Genomic DNA, 20,025 nt, shown 5'->3' on the forward strand with positions numbered 1-20,025 from the left:
AAACTAAGCTATTTTTCGATGTAACTGCTTGATTTCTTTTTTCTTCTCTATATTTGGTGGACGAATTAATATAGAAATAATGAAAGAAATCGCACATAAAACACCTATTGTAATAAAGGTTGGTTGAAATCCACCAAGTAATGCTCCAATGAATGAACCTGCAAGTGCACCAAATCCGAAACCTTGATATACAATCCCGTAATTTGTACTATGATTTTTTAAACCGAAGAAATCTCCGACAATAGCTGGGAATATTGTAATATTACCGCCGAAGCAAAAGGCGACACTTGCTACACAAGCAAAATAAACCCCGTAATTTAATGGAATGAAACTAAGAGCAAAGACGGACACTCCAATAATAATAAATGTTGCAGAGACAATTTTCATTCTACCAATTTTATCTGATAACGTTCCAAGAATGATTCTACCTACTGTATTAAAGACTGCAATCATTGCGACGGCGTTAGCGGCGGTTGCTGCACTAAGTCCAACGAGTTGTACGCCGATATCTTTTACCATACCAATTAAGTACAGACCACCCATACACGATGTGAATAACATGAAAAACAACAGATATACTTGTTTCGTTCTCATCATTTCACGTGGCGTATAGTCATTGTGTAATGTTTCTGTTACCGTATTACTTACAATCGCTTCACGTAAGAAGAACGATCCGATTAATACTAAAAGTAAGACGATAATGCCCCAATACAAAAATGCTTGTGATACACCAAGGCTATCGATAAGATTTCCGTTTATATATCTAAAAATTAAACTGCCCATTCCATATGCTGAAACAGATATTCCAGAAATAAGTCCTTTTCGATTTGGAAACCATTTAATTAAATTAGATAGTGACGTAATATAAGCTGTTCCATCCGCATATCCAACAACAACACCAGCTAATAAATATAGTAATGGTAAGGAAGAAACTTGTGAACTAAGTATTAAACCGAGTCCTAGAACAATTCCTGCAGTAGCGATAAGTTTACGAAGTCCTAATTTTCGCTGCAACTTTGCTGCAAACAAGGTTGAAAATGATAAAGAAAAGCTTGTTATGGAGAAAGTTATCGCAACTGAATTGAGATTCCATCCGAACTTACTTACAAGGGGTTGATTAAATAAACTCCATGTATAAATTGTTCCAAGGCCAATTTGAACAATGATTGTACCTAGAACAATTAATAGCGGATTTATAGAAGTTTGTTTCATACTAACTGTCCCCTTCTTTTACCTTGACATGAATTTTCACAGTTAGTATATCCATTGAAAAATACAAGATACTGTACGGAAAATGGAAATTAAGTTTATGTACACAAAAAGACACTTCATTATGAAGTGTCTTTTCGCAGGTTATATCAGATACATTTAAAGAAAGCTTTGTTAAGATAAGCCATTTTCAAGTGCTTATGTATATATGTTATCAAATATTTTCTTACATGTGATGGGACTTAAGACGTATTTTTTATTCGTCATATAGTCGGATAAGAAATTAATATTCGATTTCATCAAAATCTTTCGGTTGCGGTACAGTTTGCATGTTAGCTGCATCTTTCGGATCGCTAAAAATCGCATTTTGCTCTGTATTTACATCTTTAATATTTTGCTTTTTATCTTTACTCACTTTATCTTTCAAATTCTTTCACTCCTTTTTGTTATAGGAGTAATTATGCCCTATTACAGCTAGTAAATGTATCGGCGACTAAATTGCTAAATTCACGTAAATAATATAAGTAATTATCACCGCCGTAGTTATATCTTTTATTGTACATTTTCGCAACAACTACATTATACTCAGGTATTACTAAAATGGTTGGTCCAGTAATTCCTAATATTTGATACGAACCTTTTGGAACACGTTCACCAAGTTCACTTAATTGTTTTGGTTCATTTTGAACGAACCAAAACAACCCGTTTTGTGGTAGTTCATTATTTTTATAAGCTGGACTCTGCAAGCTAGTAGCAATTTTTATAACTTCTTTTGGAACAACTTGTTTACCATTTATTATGCCTTGATTTAAATGAAGGTTGCCCCAATAAGCAAACTCTCTAGCTGAGACAAACAGATTTTTTTCGGTACCGTCATTTACTGTACCGACCTCACTGATCGCGTCTTCATTTGGATTATTAACAACGTTAACTAAATTTTCATTTTGCTGTATTCTCCATCCTGTTTCTTGGAAATTAGCAGGAGTAAATACACGCTCCTTTAACAATTCAGGAAAACTTTTATTATAAAGCCGATAAATGAGATGCGTCACCATTCTTACATTAATATCTCTATACGCCCAATCTTGTCCAGCTTGAAATTCACGGAAAATTGTCCCGTCATCCGTTTCTCCTAGACCGTGTGAATGAGTTACTAAATGCCTAATCGTTGTTTTATCAAGTAATGTAGGATCAAAGTCTTTAAAATACTTTATCGCTTCATCATCAATAGAGTTTATTTTCCCATCATAAAGCGCATACGCTACCATGAATCCTAAATAACTTTTTCTCGCAGAAGCGACGTTGAACTGTGAAGATGCTGTTACTTTTTTACTAGTAGATGTATTTGAATGATATCCACTATAATGCTCTAGTACAATTTTGTTATCCTTTATAATACATAGCGCTGTAGCAGAACTATCGTTTTTCTTTTTTATACTCTCTACCCAAGAAATCAACTTATCGTATGTATACAAATAAATCCCCCTTAATACTCATAAAAATTTTCTTTTTTTTACTCTCTACCCAAGAAATCAACTTATCGTATGTATACAAATAAATCCCCCTTAATACTCATAAAAAATCACAACATGAAAGAAAAGTATTACTATAAACACCTTTCTTTCATGTGAAATATTATTGATTTTCTATACTTAAATAATCCACCAGTTCCAGCAATTAAAGCAGCTGAAACATCCTGCGCAACCTACACATCCGCCGCAACGTCCTGCACAACCACCGCATCTGCCGCCACATCCACCACAGCGTCCACCACAACCTCCGCAGCCACCGCAACGACGTCCATCGTCTTGAATATAATAGTATGGATATTGATTTTGTTGTTGATCCCAGTAAACTACATTACCAGATTGATAATCATTAAGGTTTAATGATTGTAGTTCTTGTTGAAACTGATTCATTACGAACCCCTCCATTTATAAGTAATTCCGCCCAAATGTAAAAAGTTTATATATTTTTGTAAACCAAATAGAAACAAAGCTACAGACTAAATACGTACATCAACAAAATATGAACTTACACTAGGTGGTGTACCTTGTTTTTTAGCCTATTTTCTTAATATCCTTTCGAAGGACGTATTTACTATACATAGAGTGATTTAAAAATTACTTATCCAACAATTTAGTAGTTCATCATTTAATTTTCTTTCTAGTAATTCTTTAACGGAGGGCATTGGCATGATTTTATAAGTTTTTAAAGATTCTTTACTATAATCTATCCAATGAAATGCTAAATGGGATTCTCTAGACTTTGGTGGTAAATCAATATACAACTCTTTTGAAGATACTTCAAAAATGTGGTTGATTTCATGATGAAGCATTTCTTTATCTTGCCATCGGTTTTCTATAACTCCTAAAAATTGTTTTATACTGCAGTTTACTCCAAGTTCTTCTCGTAGCTCTCTTATTAATGCATGCTCTGCTGATTCCCCGATTTCAACATGGCCACCTGGTAAAAAATAATGATGCCCAATATATTCAGCAACCAATAATTTCTCATCTTTTATCACGACTGCTCGTACAATTTGATGGAATTTACTTTTCAATTGATATTCCTCCTAGTCATTTACTTTATATTTGATTAAAATAGTCATTTAATATCGGTATAATATAAATGATAGGTGTTTCATACGGGTGAATTTCATTAATAATTTCAAGAGCACTTTTTACAAGTACTCGTTTACACTTTATTTCTACTTTACATTCTTGTCCTTTGCATATTTGACCAATTTCCCCGTTAAAAGGTGATGCACTGTCTAATGGTCTCCAGTATCCTTTTACAGAACTGTAGGACAGACAATGGTCATATTTTCCTGTTTTACAAGCACCAATTTTATTTAACGCATCCCTCAACATTTCAACGTATTCTTCAGGGATAAATACTTCAATTTCACTTCAGTAAATTGCATAATTCATTTCACAACTTTACTACATATAGTTAAACGAATACACGATATACTTCCTCACCATCATAATCATGTCCCAATGGTTGAAAACCGTAATTTTCATATAATTTCTTTGCACATATATTATCTTTATGTACTGTTAATCTTATTTCTTTACACGCCTTAAACGTATTTTTTATTAAATAAATACTTTCTTGTAATGCCGCTTTTCCATAACCATTACCTTGCTGCGATTGATCAATAATAAATCCGTTAATCCAATACATATCCGATGTCTCTATTACAACAGCATGCATAACAAAACCAACCATAAGGTCACCATCGTATATAGCAAATGGTATGTATTCTACATTGTCACCATCTGGTTTTATATATACTTTAGCAAGCGAAACTGCTACGGATGGAACAAATTTCAACTGATTTTCTTTAACTTGTAACTTTAATGCATCTTCCCAATTCTCTCTCGTAACAACCTTTAACTGGACATTCAATATTGTAAGCTCCTTTATAAAGAGGATATATTTTTATATTCAACGTAGTGAAATAATTCCCTTTTTCGACAACAACTTATAACATGATTTTTATAAAATCTTGAATGAATTTTTGTTCATCTATTTCTAGTGCTATACGGGCTCCTTCAGATATAGAGCTAGGGCGAAAATCAGCAAATGTTTGTCCTTTCGTATCTCCGTATGTATCTACATTTACTGTACGATGCACAAATTCAAAAAAACTTGGATTTACTAATCCACTTATTGCAACCACATCATGTAGCAAAGGTCCTTCCATAGATGGATTAAGCTTTTGGTATGCGGATAGATAGTAATCATACATGGGTTTCATTATCATATGAAATGGATTCGTTGTATTAGCTTGAATATAGCTAAATACATTTGGTGTTAACACAGCTTTGTTTGTTACATTTAAAGGGAATATTAATAAATTCTTTGCTTGATGGAAAACAATTTTACTTGCTATAGGATCTCCATACACGTTTGCCTCCGCTAATGGTGTTACATTTCCTACTTCTAAAAAGACACCACCCATGAAATAGATTCCTTTTACATTCAGCATTAAGTCACTCCACAAATTAAAAGCAATTGCTAACGAGGTAGATCTTCCTACATCGACAATCGTTAAATCTTTTTCGTACTTTACAAGAATCGCAGCGATACTACCAAAATTGTATATTGGAATAGATAATACGCTTTCTGGAACATGGATGGGCCCTAATCCTTCTGCTCCGTGAATTTCAGGGTAGTACGTAGTAATTTCTTCTGTAAGTGGTTTTGTTGCACCACTAATGACAGGAATGTCTTGTCTATTTGCTAACTGTAAAATATACGCTGCATTATGTGCAGCATGTATATGCTCAACATTTCCGTATCCAGTTACAATACCTACAATTTCAATTTCGGGATGCAGTAAACCATACATAATGGCAAATGAGTCATCAATACCTGGGTCTCCGAAAAATAATACTTTTTCCAAGAAATACTCTCCCCTCATAAAAACATAGAGTCATCAATAACTATGTATATGAAAAAAGCAAGTATATCTATGCGAATTTTAGAATGGATAATGTTTTACAAAATATTAAGAAAGGAACTAGCGTATGCTAATTCCTTTCTTAAGTAACCATTCTCAAATTTAATTACTTATCGTATCCTTCATAAATTGCATCATTTATTTGATTTTGTATTTTTTTATCATCAGGTACAGGTTTCCACCAATTTCCTGTAATAAATAACATAGTTAATAAATTATAACTATCACTAAAATAACTTTCTCTCTTATTCTTCATCCAATCCCAACCACTATTTACCCACTTTTGATTATTGCTACTCGTTATACTTGCAGCAATAAACGGTGAAACAAATACAGCAGTTGGATAACTACCAATATTTGATCCGTTTAATTGATAACCATCCACAATTTTTGAAGGATTTCCATTCGTTTTATTTTGAATCCATGAAGAGACTTTATCAGAAATGACTTTACTTCTTTTCTCGCCGTACATCGCATAGTCCATTACAATTCTCAACGGTACCCGACTAGCATTGTAATAATATGCATTTGTATATTCTGACTCATCTAAGAAATCTTTAGGTGCGGGTTGTGGTGGGTTTTTTACAGCAAAATCTGAAATAAGCCCTGTATTTGGAGAGTACTTATTACTAAATTGCATACATACATCGTACAAATTATTAATAACAGTAAGCCAAGTTTTATCACCTGTAAATTCATAAAATGCTCTAAGGTGTGACATCATCCAATCAGATGGCCTTGTATCAAGTGAACTTTTAGAATCCCAATCTCCTAAATTTAGTCGGTTATTATTCGTAACATTACTAGCTTTAATACCTTTTGTAATCATGTTTTGTGCTTCTTTCAAATAATTAACTGATCCATTTGATCCCCACTGCTTATGAGCAAGAAGAAGAGAATACGCAATATCTAAATCCCCATCAGTAGCAGAATCAAAATGACCTTGTGCTTTTTTACTATCTGCGACAACCCACCCCATTAAATTAGGATTTTGAGAGCTTTTAAAAGTTCTTGCTGTTTTAAATAAACCGTCATAGATTTTTTGAGCATTCGAATCATAACCAGCCATTAATACTGTAATTATCATCCCATACCCTTGACCTTCTGAAGTTCCAAGTGGCTTAAACCCATCCGCATCACCTGTAATCTCTCCTTTTACGTAATAACCATCAGGTAAAGAAGATAAATCATTTTTCAAATATTTCTTTTTCCAATTATCGTAGTAACTTCTTACAGAAGCATTTAAACTTTCCTGTGTAACATGATTCGGTTTTATAACACCTGCATAATTAACTTGCTGGGGAAATGGTTTCATTTCCTTTGCAGCAGCTACTTGTTGATTAACTATGGGAATAGAATTTTGTATTGAATTGTCCGTTACACTTGCTGAGAAACTAGAATTAGAAAAACTAGCTAGTCCGATTCCTGCAATTGAAATACATATGAAAATTTTTCTTTTTCCATTCATTATGTTGTCAGCTCCTTTTAAAATGTTTACTACATAAAATGTAGCATACAATATTTAACTGAAATACAAAATATTGTATTTATCAACATAAGAAAGAAACTATATCAAAAAGTATCATAAAATCATTATTTAATTAAGTTATATCGATTTATTGTTTACTAGATTCCTATGTTTTTCTTTTCTTACTACTCGTATATGAGCAATCAATATCCCAAGTATAGTAATCCCACCTCCAATTACAGAAATAAAAGTCGGTACTTCACCTAACCATACCCAAGCTATAAAGCACGCAGTGACTGGCGTTAAATATAGAGAACTTGTTGCCTCGGAAGCACCAGCACGAGATATAATATACGCTAAGGCAAGATACGGGAGTACTGTTGGAAATAAACCTAAATATATAACACTCACATTCACTTCAAGAGGAGCTGCTAGTATTTCTGTATAAATTCCCGGTAAGAAAATAAGCATACATACAGTGCTAGATAAAATTGTATATATGGTAAATGGCAAAAAGCCGTACTTTTTCAAGTAAGAAGTTTGGAAAACGAAAAATAGGCTTTCTGAAACGGCTGCTAATAATATAAATAATCCTCCGCTATTAAATTGAATAGAACCTCCTTGACTAAATGATATGAGAGCAATTCCAATAAAACTAATTACACCACCGATCCAACCATTTAATTTCATTTTTTCATTCAAAAAAACAGAAGCAAGAATTGCCGTTACAATAGGAGTAACTGAAACAATTAAACTTGCCGATCCAGCATTTACAGTTTTTTCACCGTAGTTTAATGCAATGTGATAAATAGTAAACCCTAAAGCACCGAATATAAAAATCGCTGGAATGTCTTTCAAATCAGGTAATCGTAGTTTGTATATAAAGGAAAACACAAGAAGTATGAATGAAGCGATTAACAAGCGTAGTAAAGTAAGATGTTCAGGTGTGTATGATTCAAGCCCCATACGAATTACCGGAAATGCAGTTCCCCATATTAGAATCGTAAAAGCGTGAGCACATATGATTTGGAAATCCCATTTTTTATTAAGCATGTTTTCTCTTCCTCTCCAATAAACCAACCATTTTCAAATTGCCAATTATTTCTTTTCATCATATTTAATAGTTGATACAATGTCTTCAACCAGTTATTTATCGAAAAAACCAACCACTTTTCATTTTTAAATAAACGAGGGAGTTTTTTATATGACAATCGATAAAAAGGTGCCTAAATATCGGCAGATAATAGACTATATGAAAGAAAAAATTGAAAACGGAGAATGGCCAATCGGAAGTAAGATTCCTAGCCAGCGGCAGTTAGCAAAGTTATTTCATGTAAATCGGAGTACTGTAATAACTGCGCTAGAAGAGCTTATGGCTGACGGCTTAATTCAAGGGCAAATCGGGGCAGGAACAATTGTTATGAATAATACGTGGTCCTTATTAGCAACGAATCCCCCGCCTAATTGGAGTGAATATGTAAAGGCTGGTATTCATAAACCAAGTAAGGTAATGGTACGTGAAATAAATGAAGCAGAATCAAATAAAACACTTATCCATCTTAGTAAAGGCGAACTTGCCCCGCATCTTTTCCCACTAGAAACGATGCAATCCATTATGAAAAACGTTAGTGAGGAATTAGATTATTTCGGATATGAGGAACAAAAAGGTTTTTTTCCGTTACGTGAAGCAATAAGTAATTACGTAAAATCGTTTGGAATACACGTATCGCCTAATTCTATATTAATCGTCTCCGGTGCATTACAAGCATTACAATTAATATCAATTGGTCTTTTACATAGAAAATCAACCGTTTTACTCGAACAACCTTCTTACTTATATTCACTTCATGTTTTTCAATCAGCAAATATACACCTATCTGGTATAGCGATGGATCATTACGGGATTTTACCTAGCGATTTATTAACACGTATTAAATATAGTCAAAAGAAAAATATTTTATATTCTATTCCTTGTTTTCAAAATCCAACAGGGATATTAATGTCTGAAAAGCGCCGGAAAGAAATATTAAAAGTATGTGAAAAGGAACAGTTACCTATCATCGAAGACGATATTTACCGTGAGCTATGGATTGATGAACCTCCTCCAGCTCCTTTAAAATCGATAGATAAACATGGACATGTATTATATGTTGGTAGCCTCTCTAAAACACTAACTCCAGGACTTAGAATTGGATGGATTATCGGACCAGAACCTGTTATTGATAGATTATCAGATATAAAAATGCAAACAGACTATGGGTCTAGTTCTTTATCTCAAAGAGTTGCTGCTGAATGGATAAATAAAGGTTTTTATGAAGACCATGTAGCGAACGTAAGAACGCATTTAAAAGAACGAAGAAAAATGATGGTACAAGCTTTACATATGTATTGTGCAGACATAGCAACTTGGGATATTCCTAGTGGTGGATTTTTTATATGGCTAAAGATTGTACCTAACATTCCGATGAAGAGACTATTTTTAGAGGCACTATCAAAAGGGATTCTTTTAAACCCAGGACGTATTTATGAAGAAGAATCAGATCAATGTATACGTTTATCGTATGGATATGCTTCTCCAGAACAAATAATTACCGGGATAAAATTGTTAAGTGGATTAATCCGTAAGTTAATGATATAACAAAAATCCTCTTTTATTTATAAGAGGATTTTTTGTGTACCTTATTTACCACAAACGCATTTCCTGTCCCAATAAAATAAGTTCTTCATAAGGATCTCCGTCAATTTTTAATACTTGAGCAAAAGCGGGTTCTGTTTTTAAACCGTTCTCTTTTAAGCGAATAATTTCTTCCCTTATATGTGGATGCTGCATTAATAACATGTGCTCTACTATCATATGTCTATATGCATTTTGGTTACGCACTGGATTAGGCTGAGCAAATAATTCAAATTCAAAACCTTCAAATTCAAAATTTACTTTTATCGATTCAGTATTTTTAATTTTTTTCTTTTTTATTTTGAATCCTTCATAAGAGCCATATAAAGATCTCATTTCTTGTTCAAAAACATCAAAGTTATGTACTTCCATTACAATATCTAAGTCAGATTGAAGCGTATCAACTCTTATAGGTATTGTCCCGCAAAGAACGGGACTATACAAAGCTAAATCCTGCATGATGTTTAGTTTATTCAAAACATCATATACCTTTTGTTGCTTGTCATTCCCTGATTGTAAATATGTAATAGATGTAAACATGGGAGTCTCTCCTTCATTTCACGTAATACGTGACTCACTAAATTCAAGAAAATTTGTCCGTTTAAATTTGTTCTAAGAGTACCTTTATTTCAATATATTAAGACGAATAAACAATATGTTTCAACTTTTCTCCTATACTGCAATACTATAAAAATAAAAAAGGAGGAATTATTATGAGCATTTTCAACATTCTTTTATCCATACACATTTTATTTGGAACAATATGCTTAATTACCGGTATTGTAGCGATGGTTGCTCAAAAGAAGAAAGGCAAACATACAGAATGGGGCGAAATATATCATGCATCTTATGTTGTTATCACCCTTACTGCAATCATATTGTCCATAATGAATTGGGATAAAATCGCATATTTATTTTATGTAGCAATTTTCTCTTATTCATTTGCGATTTATGGTTACCTTGCAAGAAAAAAGCGTTGGAAAAATTGGCTTCACCACCATATTAGAGGTATGTTAGGCTCTTATATTGGTGCCGTCACCGCACTTTTAGTAAATATAGGCATCCATATTCCTATTATAAATTTACTTCCGCCAATTTGGTTTTGGTTTTTACCTACTTTAATCGGCATTCCTCTCGTAGTCAGTGTATCAAAAAAATATAAAAAACGTAGTTAAAATTAGTTACATTTTGATTACTTTCTAGTTCATTTTTATTCCATGTTTCCTATGATATAATGGGTTGTATTGTTTTTTACCATCTACATTAAATATAGGAGGATTTTGATGATACTATCACAAGATAAAAACATTAAACTAGCGATACATGGAATTACTTTATTATCTTTCTTGGCCTTTTTCCTCTTTGGTAATACACTTTTCTTTATACCGCTCATACTTTATTTCGTTTTCAAATCACAAAGTATAAAAGAAATGAATCTAGAATCAGCCCTTTTTCAATTTGGAGTATGGCTCGCTGTATTTCTTTGGAACTTCGTAGTAGTCCGTACGCTCATGTTTTCCTTATTACACATTGACTTGAGTACAAATTCCTTGTTTGTTATTTTTGGAACAATTCCACTATATATAATACTTTTAGCTGCTGTAATTTTAGGACCAATTAAAGGGATTTTATATGAATTACAAAATAAAGAGTTTCATTATCCTATTGTTTCACGATGGGTGCATAGAACTAAATAAAAAGAATCCAATAAAGTTATTGGATTCTTTTTATTTTCTCTTTTGCATAGTTATTTAAACTTCGGCCCAATGTATTCAATGATATTACCATCATGAAAACAGCCGTATATCATTTCCTATCGGGTAATTCTTTTTATTTATGATTTTTTAAATCCAATATTGAATGTAAACGATCCGGATAATTAGTAAACATCCCGTCGACTCCCCATGAAAGTAACTTTTTCATATCTTTTTCATTATCTACTGTAAATGGATGAACTTCTAATCCGTGTTTCTTTATTTTCTTTACGTAAGCTGAATCAATATATTTGTAATTCATACCAAGACCAATGCAGTATGTTTTATACTTTTCTATCTCTAATTCATTTAATTGAACTGCCTTTTTATATGATAATAATTGTACTAGTGGGATATTAGCATGTAAACTATGAATCTTTTGCAGACTTTCTTCACTAAAGGATTGAATAATAACTTTATCACTTATTTGGTAGTACTTTACAATTTCTAATAGCTTTTCTTCCATACCCGGATATTCATCTGGTGACTTTGTTTCTATATAATAATTAGCATTATGCCCAAACATTTCTATAATTTCTTTTAACGTTGGAACTTTAGCATTTTCAAATTCTTTCTTTGCAAAATTCGGATATTTTTCATTGAAAAAAGAGCCTACATTTAGTTGCTTCATTTCTTCTAATGTATGTTCTTTTACTAACCCTTTACCGTTTGTTGTACGGTTTACGGTTTCATCATGCATAGCTAGTAAATGTCCGTCTTTTGTCATTTTGAGATCAATTTCTATATAATCCCCCTTCAATTGTTGGCCTAATTTATATGCTGCTATTGTATGTTCTGGTGCATACGCAGAAGCGCCTCTATGTGCGATATTTTTTATATGATTTGATTGATTAATAGCTTTAGTGTATTTATGTTCGTTTATTTGCCGAAAAATAAAGATACTTATTACTATGAAAAAACAAATGATTGTAATTAGAGATATTTTTTTCATAACGGTATGTTAACTCCTATATTTAAAACAATTTGACTTGTATGATTTACTCAAATAAATGTCGATTTCCAAAAACTGTCATTCGTCCTACAGCTTGAAAGCCCGACTTTTTATAAATATTGATTCCATCAGGTGAAGCTTGTAAAACGCAATAAGTATTTTTTAATTGCTTGGCTTCTTGCAGTAAGAAGTTAAACATAGTAGAACCGAATCCTCGTCCTCTCATCTCTTCTTGAGTTGCTATGTCATAAATACCAATACTATCTTTTGTACAGACCAGCGAACCAACAGTTACAACTTCATCTTTATACATGCCTAAGTATAGCTTCATATTTTCACTATTCCATAAATCGAAAGAAGAAATTTGATTATAGAATGATTGTACATGTATACCTTCCTCTGATGTACCGAATAGATCAGCTAGCGTTTCTCCAAATCTTTGTATTTGTCCGAGCGAAGATGCTTGTTGAATTGTAAAGCCTACTGGCGTGTCTATTGTTGGAGAAATTGTTTTTAAGTCTGCAACCATCGCAATACTATGTTCTGCTTCTTTTAAACCAAGTTTTAATAACTCGCTCTTAATAGTCTGCCCTTGTTCTTCATCCCAAAGCCAAACACACATTGGAAACTTCTTTTGATTATAGTATTCTACCTCCTTATTTAATTGCTTAGCTCTATCTGTTACATTATTGTTAAGTAAAGTAATGATATTAAATGTATCTGCAGGTAAACCACAGTCGACAGCAATGTAATCCTTCGTTTCTTTTACATTCATTCCTTGCACAAGTCTAGCAATATATGAGATTTTAAATGTAAAATTATCTAATAGTAACTGTTTATAATTCATAAATTGTGCTCCTTTCATAAAAATTAGTATCCGAACTCTTTGATTTTAAATATAACACATAAGTTATTTACCTTTTTCTATAAAAATATCTCTTTAATTTATGCGGGATAGCTGAAAAGAATTAAAAATGATATAACGTTGTCGGAATGAAAAAAGTGGTATATAATAAACATTAACATTACTAGTAATTATTTTAGGTATTCCTAGAATAAAGGAGCGATACATATGAAAATTACTATTTATTTCGGAAGTCATGAAGATCAAGATGTACGTACTATGGACTGTCATTTAGATGTAGAAGATACAGAAGAGATTGTTTCTGTATCATAATATAAATAAACGGGATAAACCCTATTCCCTACAGCGTTTAAGACACCTTTTACAGGTGTCTTTTTTGTTGTTTTTTTCATCAAAAACCCTTTACTTTAGAGTGTTTTAATAGTAAAATATACATATACGAACAAATGTTCTTTTACTTTAATTGTACATGAAGGGATGGTTTTTACAATGGCTCAAGCAAAGCGCAGAGGAAGAAAAAAGCAAACACCTATTATTTCAAATACAGGCTTTATCGGCTCTGTCTTTATTGATACATTGGAGTTACAAAAGAAATCCTATTATTTCGCTCGTAAAAAACTTCAAATTGTTCATCATGTACTTGATGGTCTATCTGGAGCAATGAGCGCATTATTTAAAGAACATAATATCACTGCATATATGTCATGTGTGTATTTACATAACCAAAAGAAAATCGGCTTTGTTCTTTCAACAAAACCTTTTGAACAAAGTGATGGTGTGTCTTATTTTATAAATTATTTGATCGAAAAGAATTTTTATGGTAACGAAGATGTAGAATACCAAGAAGTATTTAATACAGGTTTTATCGGTGTAGTATTCGCTGATTTATCTAGCATAGATCGCTTTAATTTTGAGTTTGAAATGGGTATGTTAACAAAGTTAATGAAAGATATGATTATTCCCGTTAAAGAACTCTTTTTACGCCATAATGTACCAGCTTATATCTCCACTTCTCATTTAGATGAGCAAAACAAATTAGGTTTCGTACTTTCTGTAAAACCATATGATGAACGTGCAGAAGCAGATTTATACTTTGAAATGTATTTAAAAGAGCGTGGATTATTTATTGGTGATGAAGAAGATGATATTGATAAGATTGTTATTAGAAAGACAGCTGAATTACGATAAAAAAGCGTAGGGGCATCATCCTGCGCTTTTTTATCTGTAACAATATCAAATAGTTACGTTAAACACTATAATCTTTGGAATGAATTTCTAAATTCAATTTATATGAATATACTTTATTTAAAATAAGAAATACTATCCCTCCTGCAATTGGAAGCGTGTAGGCCGGAATATAATTTAATAATAGACCTGATAATGTCAGTGCTATCGGCTGCATCATTTTACCTATACTTAATCCAATACTGAGCACTCTTCCCCTATATTCATCAGGAACTTCTTTTTGCATGAAATAAATTAAAGGAATATCAATTAACGCTATTATTAGCCCGAAAGAGAACATAACAACACAATACGTAATAACGCATACAAAATCATTTGCCTCAAAACTTTTGAATAAAACTGGAATTCCTGAAATAATCATAAAAACTGCCAACATTGAACTTAGCTTTTTCAAAAGATAAGAGTAAGAAAAACGATTAGTTATCTTTTTCACTAAAATTGCACCAATTATCATCCCTACTGGAAAAGTTCCTTGAATGATACCAAATTGCTTCGAACTAAGATTGAGAACTGTGTTAATAATGTATGGTAATGGAACAGTTACAGAAAATCCTAAGAAGAAATTAAGCGAAATTAAAATATGAAACGTATTCTTTAAGCTCTCCCTCTCCATTAAGTAAAAGTATCCCTCTTTTATATCTTTAATAAAATTAATTTCTCTTATTGAACATTCTTCCTTTATATCGTGCCCGAACAATTTAAAGTGAATAAACAGTATGGATATGCCAGAAAGGATAAATGAAATACCGTTTATCATTATAAAAAGTTTTATGTCTACAACAGCAAAAACGATACCACCTAACATAGGACCGAGAATTAAAGATACAGAATCGATAATTTTACTTATAGAATTAATACTCATTAACCTCTCTTTAGAGACGATATTCGGTTTTGCGGATTCTAATCCTATTCCAAAAAACGTTGTAAATACTGTTAAAAGAAAAGTAGTAGTATAAATGATGAATAAGTTTAATCCATAATTACTGCTCAATATATAAACAGTAATTAATAAGCCTCCACTTAGTAAATCCATACAAACGACCAGTTTCTTTTTATCAACTTTATCTGCGATTACACCTGCAAATGGATTCATAACAATCATTGGAATCGTTCCTAAAATAAGCGTAATTGCGAAATTCCATGCTGATCCGGTTATTTGTAACACATATAATCCTAATGCGAAACTATAAATAGAGCTACCAAATATTGATACTGTTTTCCCAAATGAATAGAGATAAATATTTCTTAGTTCTTGAGTACTTTGCTCATTTTGTGAATGTATTCGTAAACATCCCATAACTCTTTCCTCCCGTTTAACTTTGTATTACATACAGTGTAAGTTCTCGGGTCAACCCAATATCAATATGCTATTATTAAAAAGTTTTAAAAGAAAAATAAAAGAAGATGGGGTTAACCCCATCTTCTTCCGAAAAATGAATATGTATAAATTTCTTCTCCTTGAACGAAGAAATTTTCGTATTTCCCGCCTCTTTCCAAATAATTAGAAGTTCTTTCATCAATGGTTTGAAACTGTAGTTTTTGAATTTCTCCCTTAACTTTTGAAGAGGTAAAATTCTCTCGTAATTTAATTGATATATGACTATGTATGCTGAAATTTTTAAATAAAATATATGAGCTTAGCATATAACACTCTGGCTTAAAAAGTGGATTTAATTCATGCAACAAAAAGTTTTTATGCTCAAAACTATAATTACTTGTACCAGACTGATCAATGACAATATCAGCAGAATAATTCTGAATAGGTATGTTTAAAAAGTCGGCACAGATAAATAGAATGTTTCTTTTCGGGTTTCTTCTTTCAATTACATCTTTTAAAAATAAAAGTTTATTCAAATCTCGATCAACAGCAATATATAGACAATTTCCTGGTAGTTCCTCATAAATATTTCGTAAAAAGAACCCAATACCAGATCCTAAATCAAGTAGTATTTTTTCATTTAAATCTAGTTGCATTAGTTTCTTTTTCGCCCATTCTCCTCCTCTTTGAACATTTTCCAAAAAAGCAGTATCAGTTTCATGGATATAATCCGAAATAGAATCTTCAAGTGATGTCTTTTCATATGCTTTATATGAGTTTCCAGCTGTTAAAACCCCTGAAATAATCGCGTATTCTTCACCACAATTACAAATTAACTTTCCCTCAACAATTTGATTCTTATTGATAATGCCATCTTCAAGAATCAAATTTCCGTTACACTTAAAACACTTAAAACACTTAAAACACTTAAATACATTAAGTACGTTTAAATCTATCCCTAAAATTGAATTCGAAATTTTAGGGATAGATAAATTATTTAACGCTTCCTTTAATTTATCTTTTTGTTCCTCTAAATTTTTTATTTCCTGTTCAATCTTTTCATATTTCAATTTAAATAAAGATTGATAAAAAGTATTTTTTTCGTAATCTATAGATTTCCCTAAATTTTTATAAAGAAAAAGATCTTTAATTTCATTTAAGCTAAATCCTAGCCTTTTGTACTCTAAAATAAGTTCCATATCTTTTTGACAATACTCATCAAAAAAATAGTGCCCACCTTTCTTTTCAGGAATAATGAGACCGAGGTCTATATAATGTCTAATCGTATCTACACTTACAGTATTTACTTCTGCAAACTTACTGATTTTCATACTATCACTACCATTTATATATTTGTTTATACATACTTCTTTATTATTTTAAAAAATCCTTTCATCTCCCTATACAAAATTATTTATGGTATGAAAAAGATGTAATTCATTTTAGGGTTCCGTCACATACTCATCCAGCTAAGCTTATATAAGTTTAGCTATTCTTTTTTAATCTTGAATTTTGGCGTAAGTAATACAGTCTTTTTCTGTTTTCATTGAATTGGAATATGTAAGGTTACGTACTTTAACTATAGAGGACTTGTACTACCCGTTCCTATCAATTTCATAGACGTGTAGGATGTTATTTTATGGGAAGTGTTCTTGCTGTGGGATCGGCATTGTAAATATAGAATAGTCAAAAAAGTACTCCTAGGAGTACCTTTTTTGACTATTCTATATGTGCGAACGTTTTCAAAAATTATTGGATATAAATTGACGTACGCATTGTATTAAATGGCGCGTTTATAGATGTTTTTTGGTATTCAAATGTTCCTTGTTGATGTCCAGAAGCATCCCATTTGTAATACCAGCCAACGATTGGTTTTCCGCCGATTATTGTGGATCCAATACTTTTTACATTAGAACCATTCATTTTAGTAAATGGATTTTGACCGTATCCCATCTCTTTCGTTGTAATATATAAGTATTTTCCCCCGTGGTTACGTGATGTGCTAAAGCTGTTTGGGTTAATTGTTTCTACTCCGCCCAGCTCAGACTCTACTTGTACGACGTTTAGTGAAGTAAGTGGTGCTGCAGGTCCAGCTGAAGCTTCTGTTGCCATTCCTAAACCGACGAACGCTGTGATTGCTAACGATGAAATCCCTAGTGCTGCTTTTTTAAACATAAAAAACATCCCCTTCCATCTATTGTTTTCTCTTTCATTGCCAATATAATCCTAATAATATTATATGTAAATAGATTGTAACTGTATAAATATTAGTGCGAATATTCTATTATATGTTTCTACAATTCTATTACTTAATATGAATGACTTACAGTGTAAAACGAAATACACATTACAACTTGATTCTATTATTTTCATTGTTAGCTAGTCTATCCCGAATTTAAACCGCATGAACAATTATTGCTATTTTTTGGGTTCATAAACAGGTGTCTATGTTTGTTGTTACCATATAATAAAGTTACACTAAGCTGATGTCAGTACACGTAGAAACAATAAAAAAGAGCATATTTTAAAAGATTTATTAAAACATGCTCTTTTTTTATTAATTTGAATGAATCTTTCAGTAAAAAAGTGCATTGATTTGTATCCTTTATGTAATAGAAATAATCGTTTTAAAAATCTTGTTTTTGTGCTTTTTACTATTATTCTTAAAGATAATTTATTGAATGTTCTTATTGTACTCTAATTGATTTTGAATTCCTGATCTATCAATTTGAATCCAATACTCTGAAATTTTCCCGTTTTCTATTCTATATACCGCACTTGCTATTTGAGTTATAGGGAGGCCTGTAGGTTCGTATCCATCTATTTCTCCTATGTGTGTACCTACTTGCTTCCAGCGTACATATACTTTACTATCTTGTACTAATAATTCTTGAATTTCTAAAGAGAAATTTCCATATACTTCAATCATCTCTCTTACATGCTCAGCATAATCTTTTGGCGATCTGTATACTGTTTGTTCCTCTTCAGATATAACTTGATGTGCCAATACTTTATCTGCCATATATCGATTTGAAAAGTCTGGATTATTCCCTGAACGCACTTCTTTGAAGAAATTTCTAACAATTAGTTCTGGTTTCATTAAACATCCCCCTTAAAAATAAATCCAATACTAATATCACCTGAATGTATTAGATAAGTGTTATATTACTCATTCTCACTCTTTCTCAATAAGCATGTCAAGTTTGTAGTGTTGGCATGAAAATTGTAAACTTTCTTATGCTTTGTATTCTTCTGTTAATTATCAAAATTTTCTAACAACTAGTATTTACCATATTTTATATCCCATATTCCTAAGCTTCTTTATTCTAGAATGTTTTTACTACACTATTTATTTTTTCTTTTTCCCTTGCAGGAACAACTGTGATAACATTACCTTTATTATTTAAAGTCAGAGGATGTAGAAATTACAGATAGCTATCGATATGCTACCTACTACGTACTGGATGAAATCAAACATTTATGTGAAATCCAGCTAATAGGGAAATGATTCATGTGAAAAAGGAGATGCTATAGGTACTATAGCATCTCCTTTTATGTACTGATTCATAAAGAAAGACAGCGATTCTTCCTCTACCTTTGTTGTGCTATCTTTTTTGGATTAAGTCACCATGTAGTAGTAAATAAAAATGAGCTTAGTTTAAAAAACTAGTTGATATACATGGAATCAGGTACAGACATTAAAACATAAAAAAGGTCTCCTACTATTCCACTAGTAAAAATAATAAATCCCATATTACGTATTCCTTTAATTTTTGACCGTAATCCAATGATTCCAGCTAATAGCCCAGTTAAAGAAAATAGAATCCAGTATAATTCTGTAGGAATATCAAGAAGTTTATTCTCAGCAATCCCCATTCCCCCAAAAATAAAAGGCAGTACGACAAAGGAAAGACTAAGTAATCCTAGTATACTTACGAGTAAGTTACGATGTTTAATCCCAATAATAATTAAATACAATCCACCAAAAAATCCGCATAACACGAGATAAGGCATATAGTAGATCCAAAGTAAACTCAAAATGATCATATGTAACTCCCTCCAATTTTTC

21 protein-coding genes and 1 pseudogene are annotated in these 20,025 nt (G+C 31.8%); 4 read left to right on the forward strand and 18 right to left on the reverse strand.

From position 1 onward, the window contains the following. Positions 1-3 precede the first annotated feature (3 nt). From JDS92_RS06065 to JDS92_RS06110, 10 genes and pseudogenes are all read right to left on the reverse strand, one after another. Complete coding sequence (locus tag JDS92_RS06065) at positions 4-1,212, reverse strand: L-lactate MFS transporter (protein WP_199631653.1); 1,209 nt, start codon at positions 1,210-1,212, stop codon at positions 4-6. A 280-nt stretch (positions 1,213-1,492) separates the two neighbouring features. Next, positions 1,493-1,636: a hypothetical protein gene (locus JDS92_RS06070; protein ID WP_000653682.1), complete on the reverse strand. Its 144-nt coding sequence runs from the start codon at positions 1,634-1,636 to the stop codon at positions 1,493-1,495. A gap of 31 nt (positions 1,637-1,667) precedes the next feature. Next, a complete protein-coding gene (locus JDS92_RS06075; RefSeq protein ID WP_199631654.1) occupies positions 1,668-2,684 on the reverse strand; it encodes a serine hydrolase domain-containing protein in 1,017 nt (338 codons plus the stop codon). A 177-nt stretch (positions 2,685-2,861) separates the two neighbouring features. Next, entirely contained in the window at positions 2,862-3,128 is a 267-nt protein-coding gene (locus JDS92_RS06080) for a heterocycloanthracin/sonorensin family bacteriocin (protein WP_001071378.1), read from the reverse strand. Between the two features lie 197 nt (positions 3,129-3,325). Further along, entirely contained in the window at positions 3,326-3,772 is a 447-nt protein-coding gene (locus JDS92_RS06085) for an NUDIX domain-containing protein (protein ID WP_097958624.1), read from the reverse strand. A 25-nt stretch (positions 3,773-3,797) separates the two neighbouring features. Continuing rightward, positions 3,798-4,135 (reverse strand): annotated as a pseudogene (cutA, locus tag JDS92_RS06090) (divalent cation tolerance protein CutA). A gap of 29 nt (positions 4,136-4,164) precedes the next feature. Then, entirely contained in the window at positions 4,165-4,623 is a 459-nt protein-coding gene (locus JDS92_RS06095) for a GNAT family N-acetyltransferase (protein ID WP_087969310.1), read from the reverse strand. A 76-nt stretch (positions 4,624-4,699) separates the two neighbouring features. Continuing rightward, positions 4,700-5,623, reverse strand: a complete 924-nt coding sequence (locus JDS92_RS06100) for a nucleoside hydrolase (protein WP_199631656.1) — start codon at positions 5,621-5,623, stop codon at positions 4,700-4,702. Positions 5,624-5,786: 163 nt separating this feature from the next. Beyond that, entirely contained in the window at positions 5,787-7,148 is a 1,362-nt protein-coding gene (locus tag JDS92_RS06105) for a family 8 glycosyl hydrolase (RefSeq protein WP_199631657.1), read from the reverse strand. 138 nt (positions 7,149-7,286) lie between these two features. Next, positions 7,287-8,201, reverse strand: a complete 915-nt coding sequence (locus JDS92_RS06110) for a DMT family transporter (RefSeq protein WP_199631658.1) — start codon at positions 8,199-8,201, stop codon at positions 7,287-7,289. A gap of 151 nt (positions 8,202-8,352) precedes the next feature. Between JDS92_RS06110 and pdxR the strand changes: the two genes are divergently transcribed. Then, positions 8,353-9,786 carry a MocR-like pyridoxine biosynthesis transcription factor PdxR gene (gene pdxR / locus JDS92_RS06115; RefSeq protein ID WP_199631659.1) on the forward strand — a complete coding sequence of 478 codons (1,434 nt, stop codon included), beginning with the start codon at positions 8,353-8,355 and terminating at the stop codon, positions 9,784-9,786. A gap of 45 nt (positions 9,787-9,831) precedes the next feature. Here the strand turns inward: pdxR and JDS92_RS06120 are convergent, their stop codons facing one another. Next, positions 9,832-10,362, reverse strand: coding sequence for a DUF4269 domain-containing protein (locus tag JDS92_RS06120; protein ID WP_199631660.1), 531 nt, complete (start codon positions 10,360-10,362; stop codon positions 9,832-9,834). 173 nt (positions 10,363-10,535) lie between these two features. On the opposite strand from JDS92_RS06120, the gene JDS92_RS06125 reads away from it, so the two are divergent. Next, entirely contained in the window at positions 10,536-10,997 is a 462-nt protein-coding gene (locus JDS92_RS06125; protein WP_199631661.1) for a DUF2306 domain-containing protein, read from the forward strand. 108 nt (positions 10,998-11,105) lie between these two features. Continuing rightward, on the forward strand, positions 11,106-11,519 hold the full coding sequence (locus tag JDS92_RS06130) for a magnetosome magnetite crystal formation protein family (RefSeq protein WP_000603895.1): 414 nt from the start codon (positions 11,106-11,108) through the stop codon (positions 11,517-11,519). A 133-nt stretch (positions 11,520-11,652) separates the two neighbouring features. Here the strand turns inward: JDS92_RS06130 and JDS92_RS06135 are convergent, their stop codons facing one another. Together JDS92_RS06135 and JDS92_RS06140 are read right to left on the reverse strand one after the other, a co-directional pair. Continuing rightward, positions 11,653-12,528: a glycerophosphodiester phosphodiesterase gene (locus JDS92_RS06135; RefSeq protein ID WP_097958615.1), complete on the reverse strand. Its 876-nt coding sequence runs from the start codon at positions 12,526-12,528 to the stop codon at positions 11,653-11,655. Positions 12,529-12,574: 46 nt separating this feature from the next. Beyond that, the gene (locus JDS92_RS06140) at positions 12,575-13,375 is read right to left on the reverse strand and encodes a GNAT family N-acetyltransferase (RefSeq protein ID WP_097958614.1); all 801 of its coding nucleotides are present in this window, start codon (positions 13,373-13,375) and stop codon (positions 12,575-12,577) included. 495 nt (positions 13,376-13,870) lie between these two features. Here JDS92_RS06140 and JDS92_RS06145 point away from each other — a divergent pair, with 495 nt between their 5' ends. Further along, on the forward strand, positions 13,871-14,581 hold the full coding sequence (locus JDS92_RS06145; RefSeq protein ID WP_199631662.1) for a hypothetical protein: 711 nt from the start codon (positions 13,871-13,873) through the stop codon (positions 14,579-14,581). A 58-nt stretch (positions 14,582-14,639) separates the two neighbouring features. Here the strand turns inward: JDS92_RS06145 and JDS92_RS06150 are convergent, their stop codons facing one another. From JDS92_RS06150 to JDS92_RS06170, 5 genes are all read right to left on the reverse strand, one after another. Next, entirely contained in the window at positions 14,640-15,935 is a 1,296-nt protein-coding gene (locus JDS92_RS06150; RefSeq protein ID WP_199631663.1) for an MFS transporter, read from the reverse strand. A gap of 113 nt (positions 15,936-16,048) precedes the next feature. Further along, positions 16,049-17,287 carry a methyltransferase domain-containing protein gene (locus tag JDS92_RS06155; RefSeq protein ID WP_199631664.1) on the reverse strand — a complete coding sequence of 413 codons (1,239 nt, stop codon included), beginning with the start codon at positions 17,285-17,287 and terminating at the stop codon, positions 16,049-16,051. A 418-nt stretch (positions 17,288-17,705) separates the two neighbouring features. After that, positions 17,706-18,131: a DUF4879 domain-containing protein gene (locus JDS92_RS06160; protein ID WP_000472913.1), complete on the reverse strand. Its 426-nt coding sequence runs from the start codon at positions 18,129-18,131 to the stop codon at positions 17,706-17,708. 499 nt (positions 18,132-18,630) lie between these two features. Then, a complete protein-coding gene (locus JDS92_RS06165) occupies positions 18,631-19,056 on the reverse strand; it encodes an ester cyclase (protein ID WP_000801762.1) in 426 nt (141 codons plus the stop codon). 566 nt (positions 19,057-19,622) lie between these two features. Next, a complete protein-coding gene (locus JDS92_RS06170; protein WP_199631665.1) occupies positions 19,623-20,003 on the reverse strand; it encodes an ammonia permease in 381 nt (126 codons plus the stop codon). Positions 20,004-20,025 lie beyond the last annotated feature (22 nt).

Source organism: Bacillus cereus group sp. N12 (assembly GCF_016483575.1).
Taxonomy (GTDB): Bacteria; Bacillota; Bacilli; order Bacillales; family Bacillaceae_G; genus Bacillus_A; species Bacillus_A toyonensis.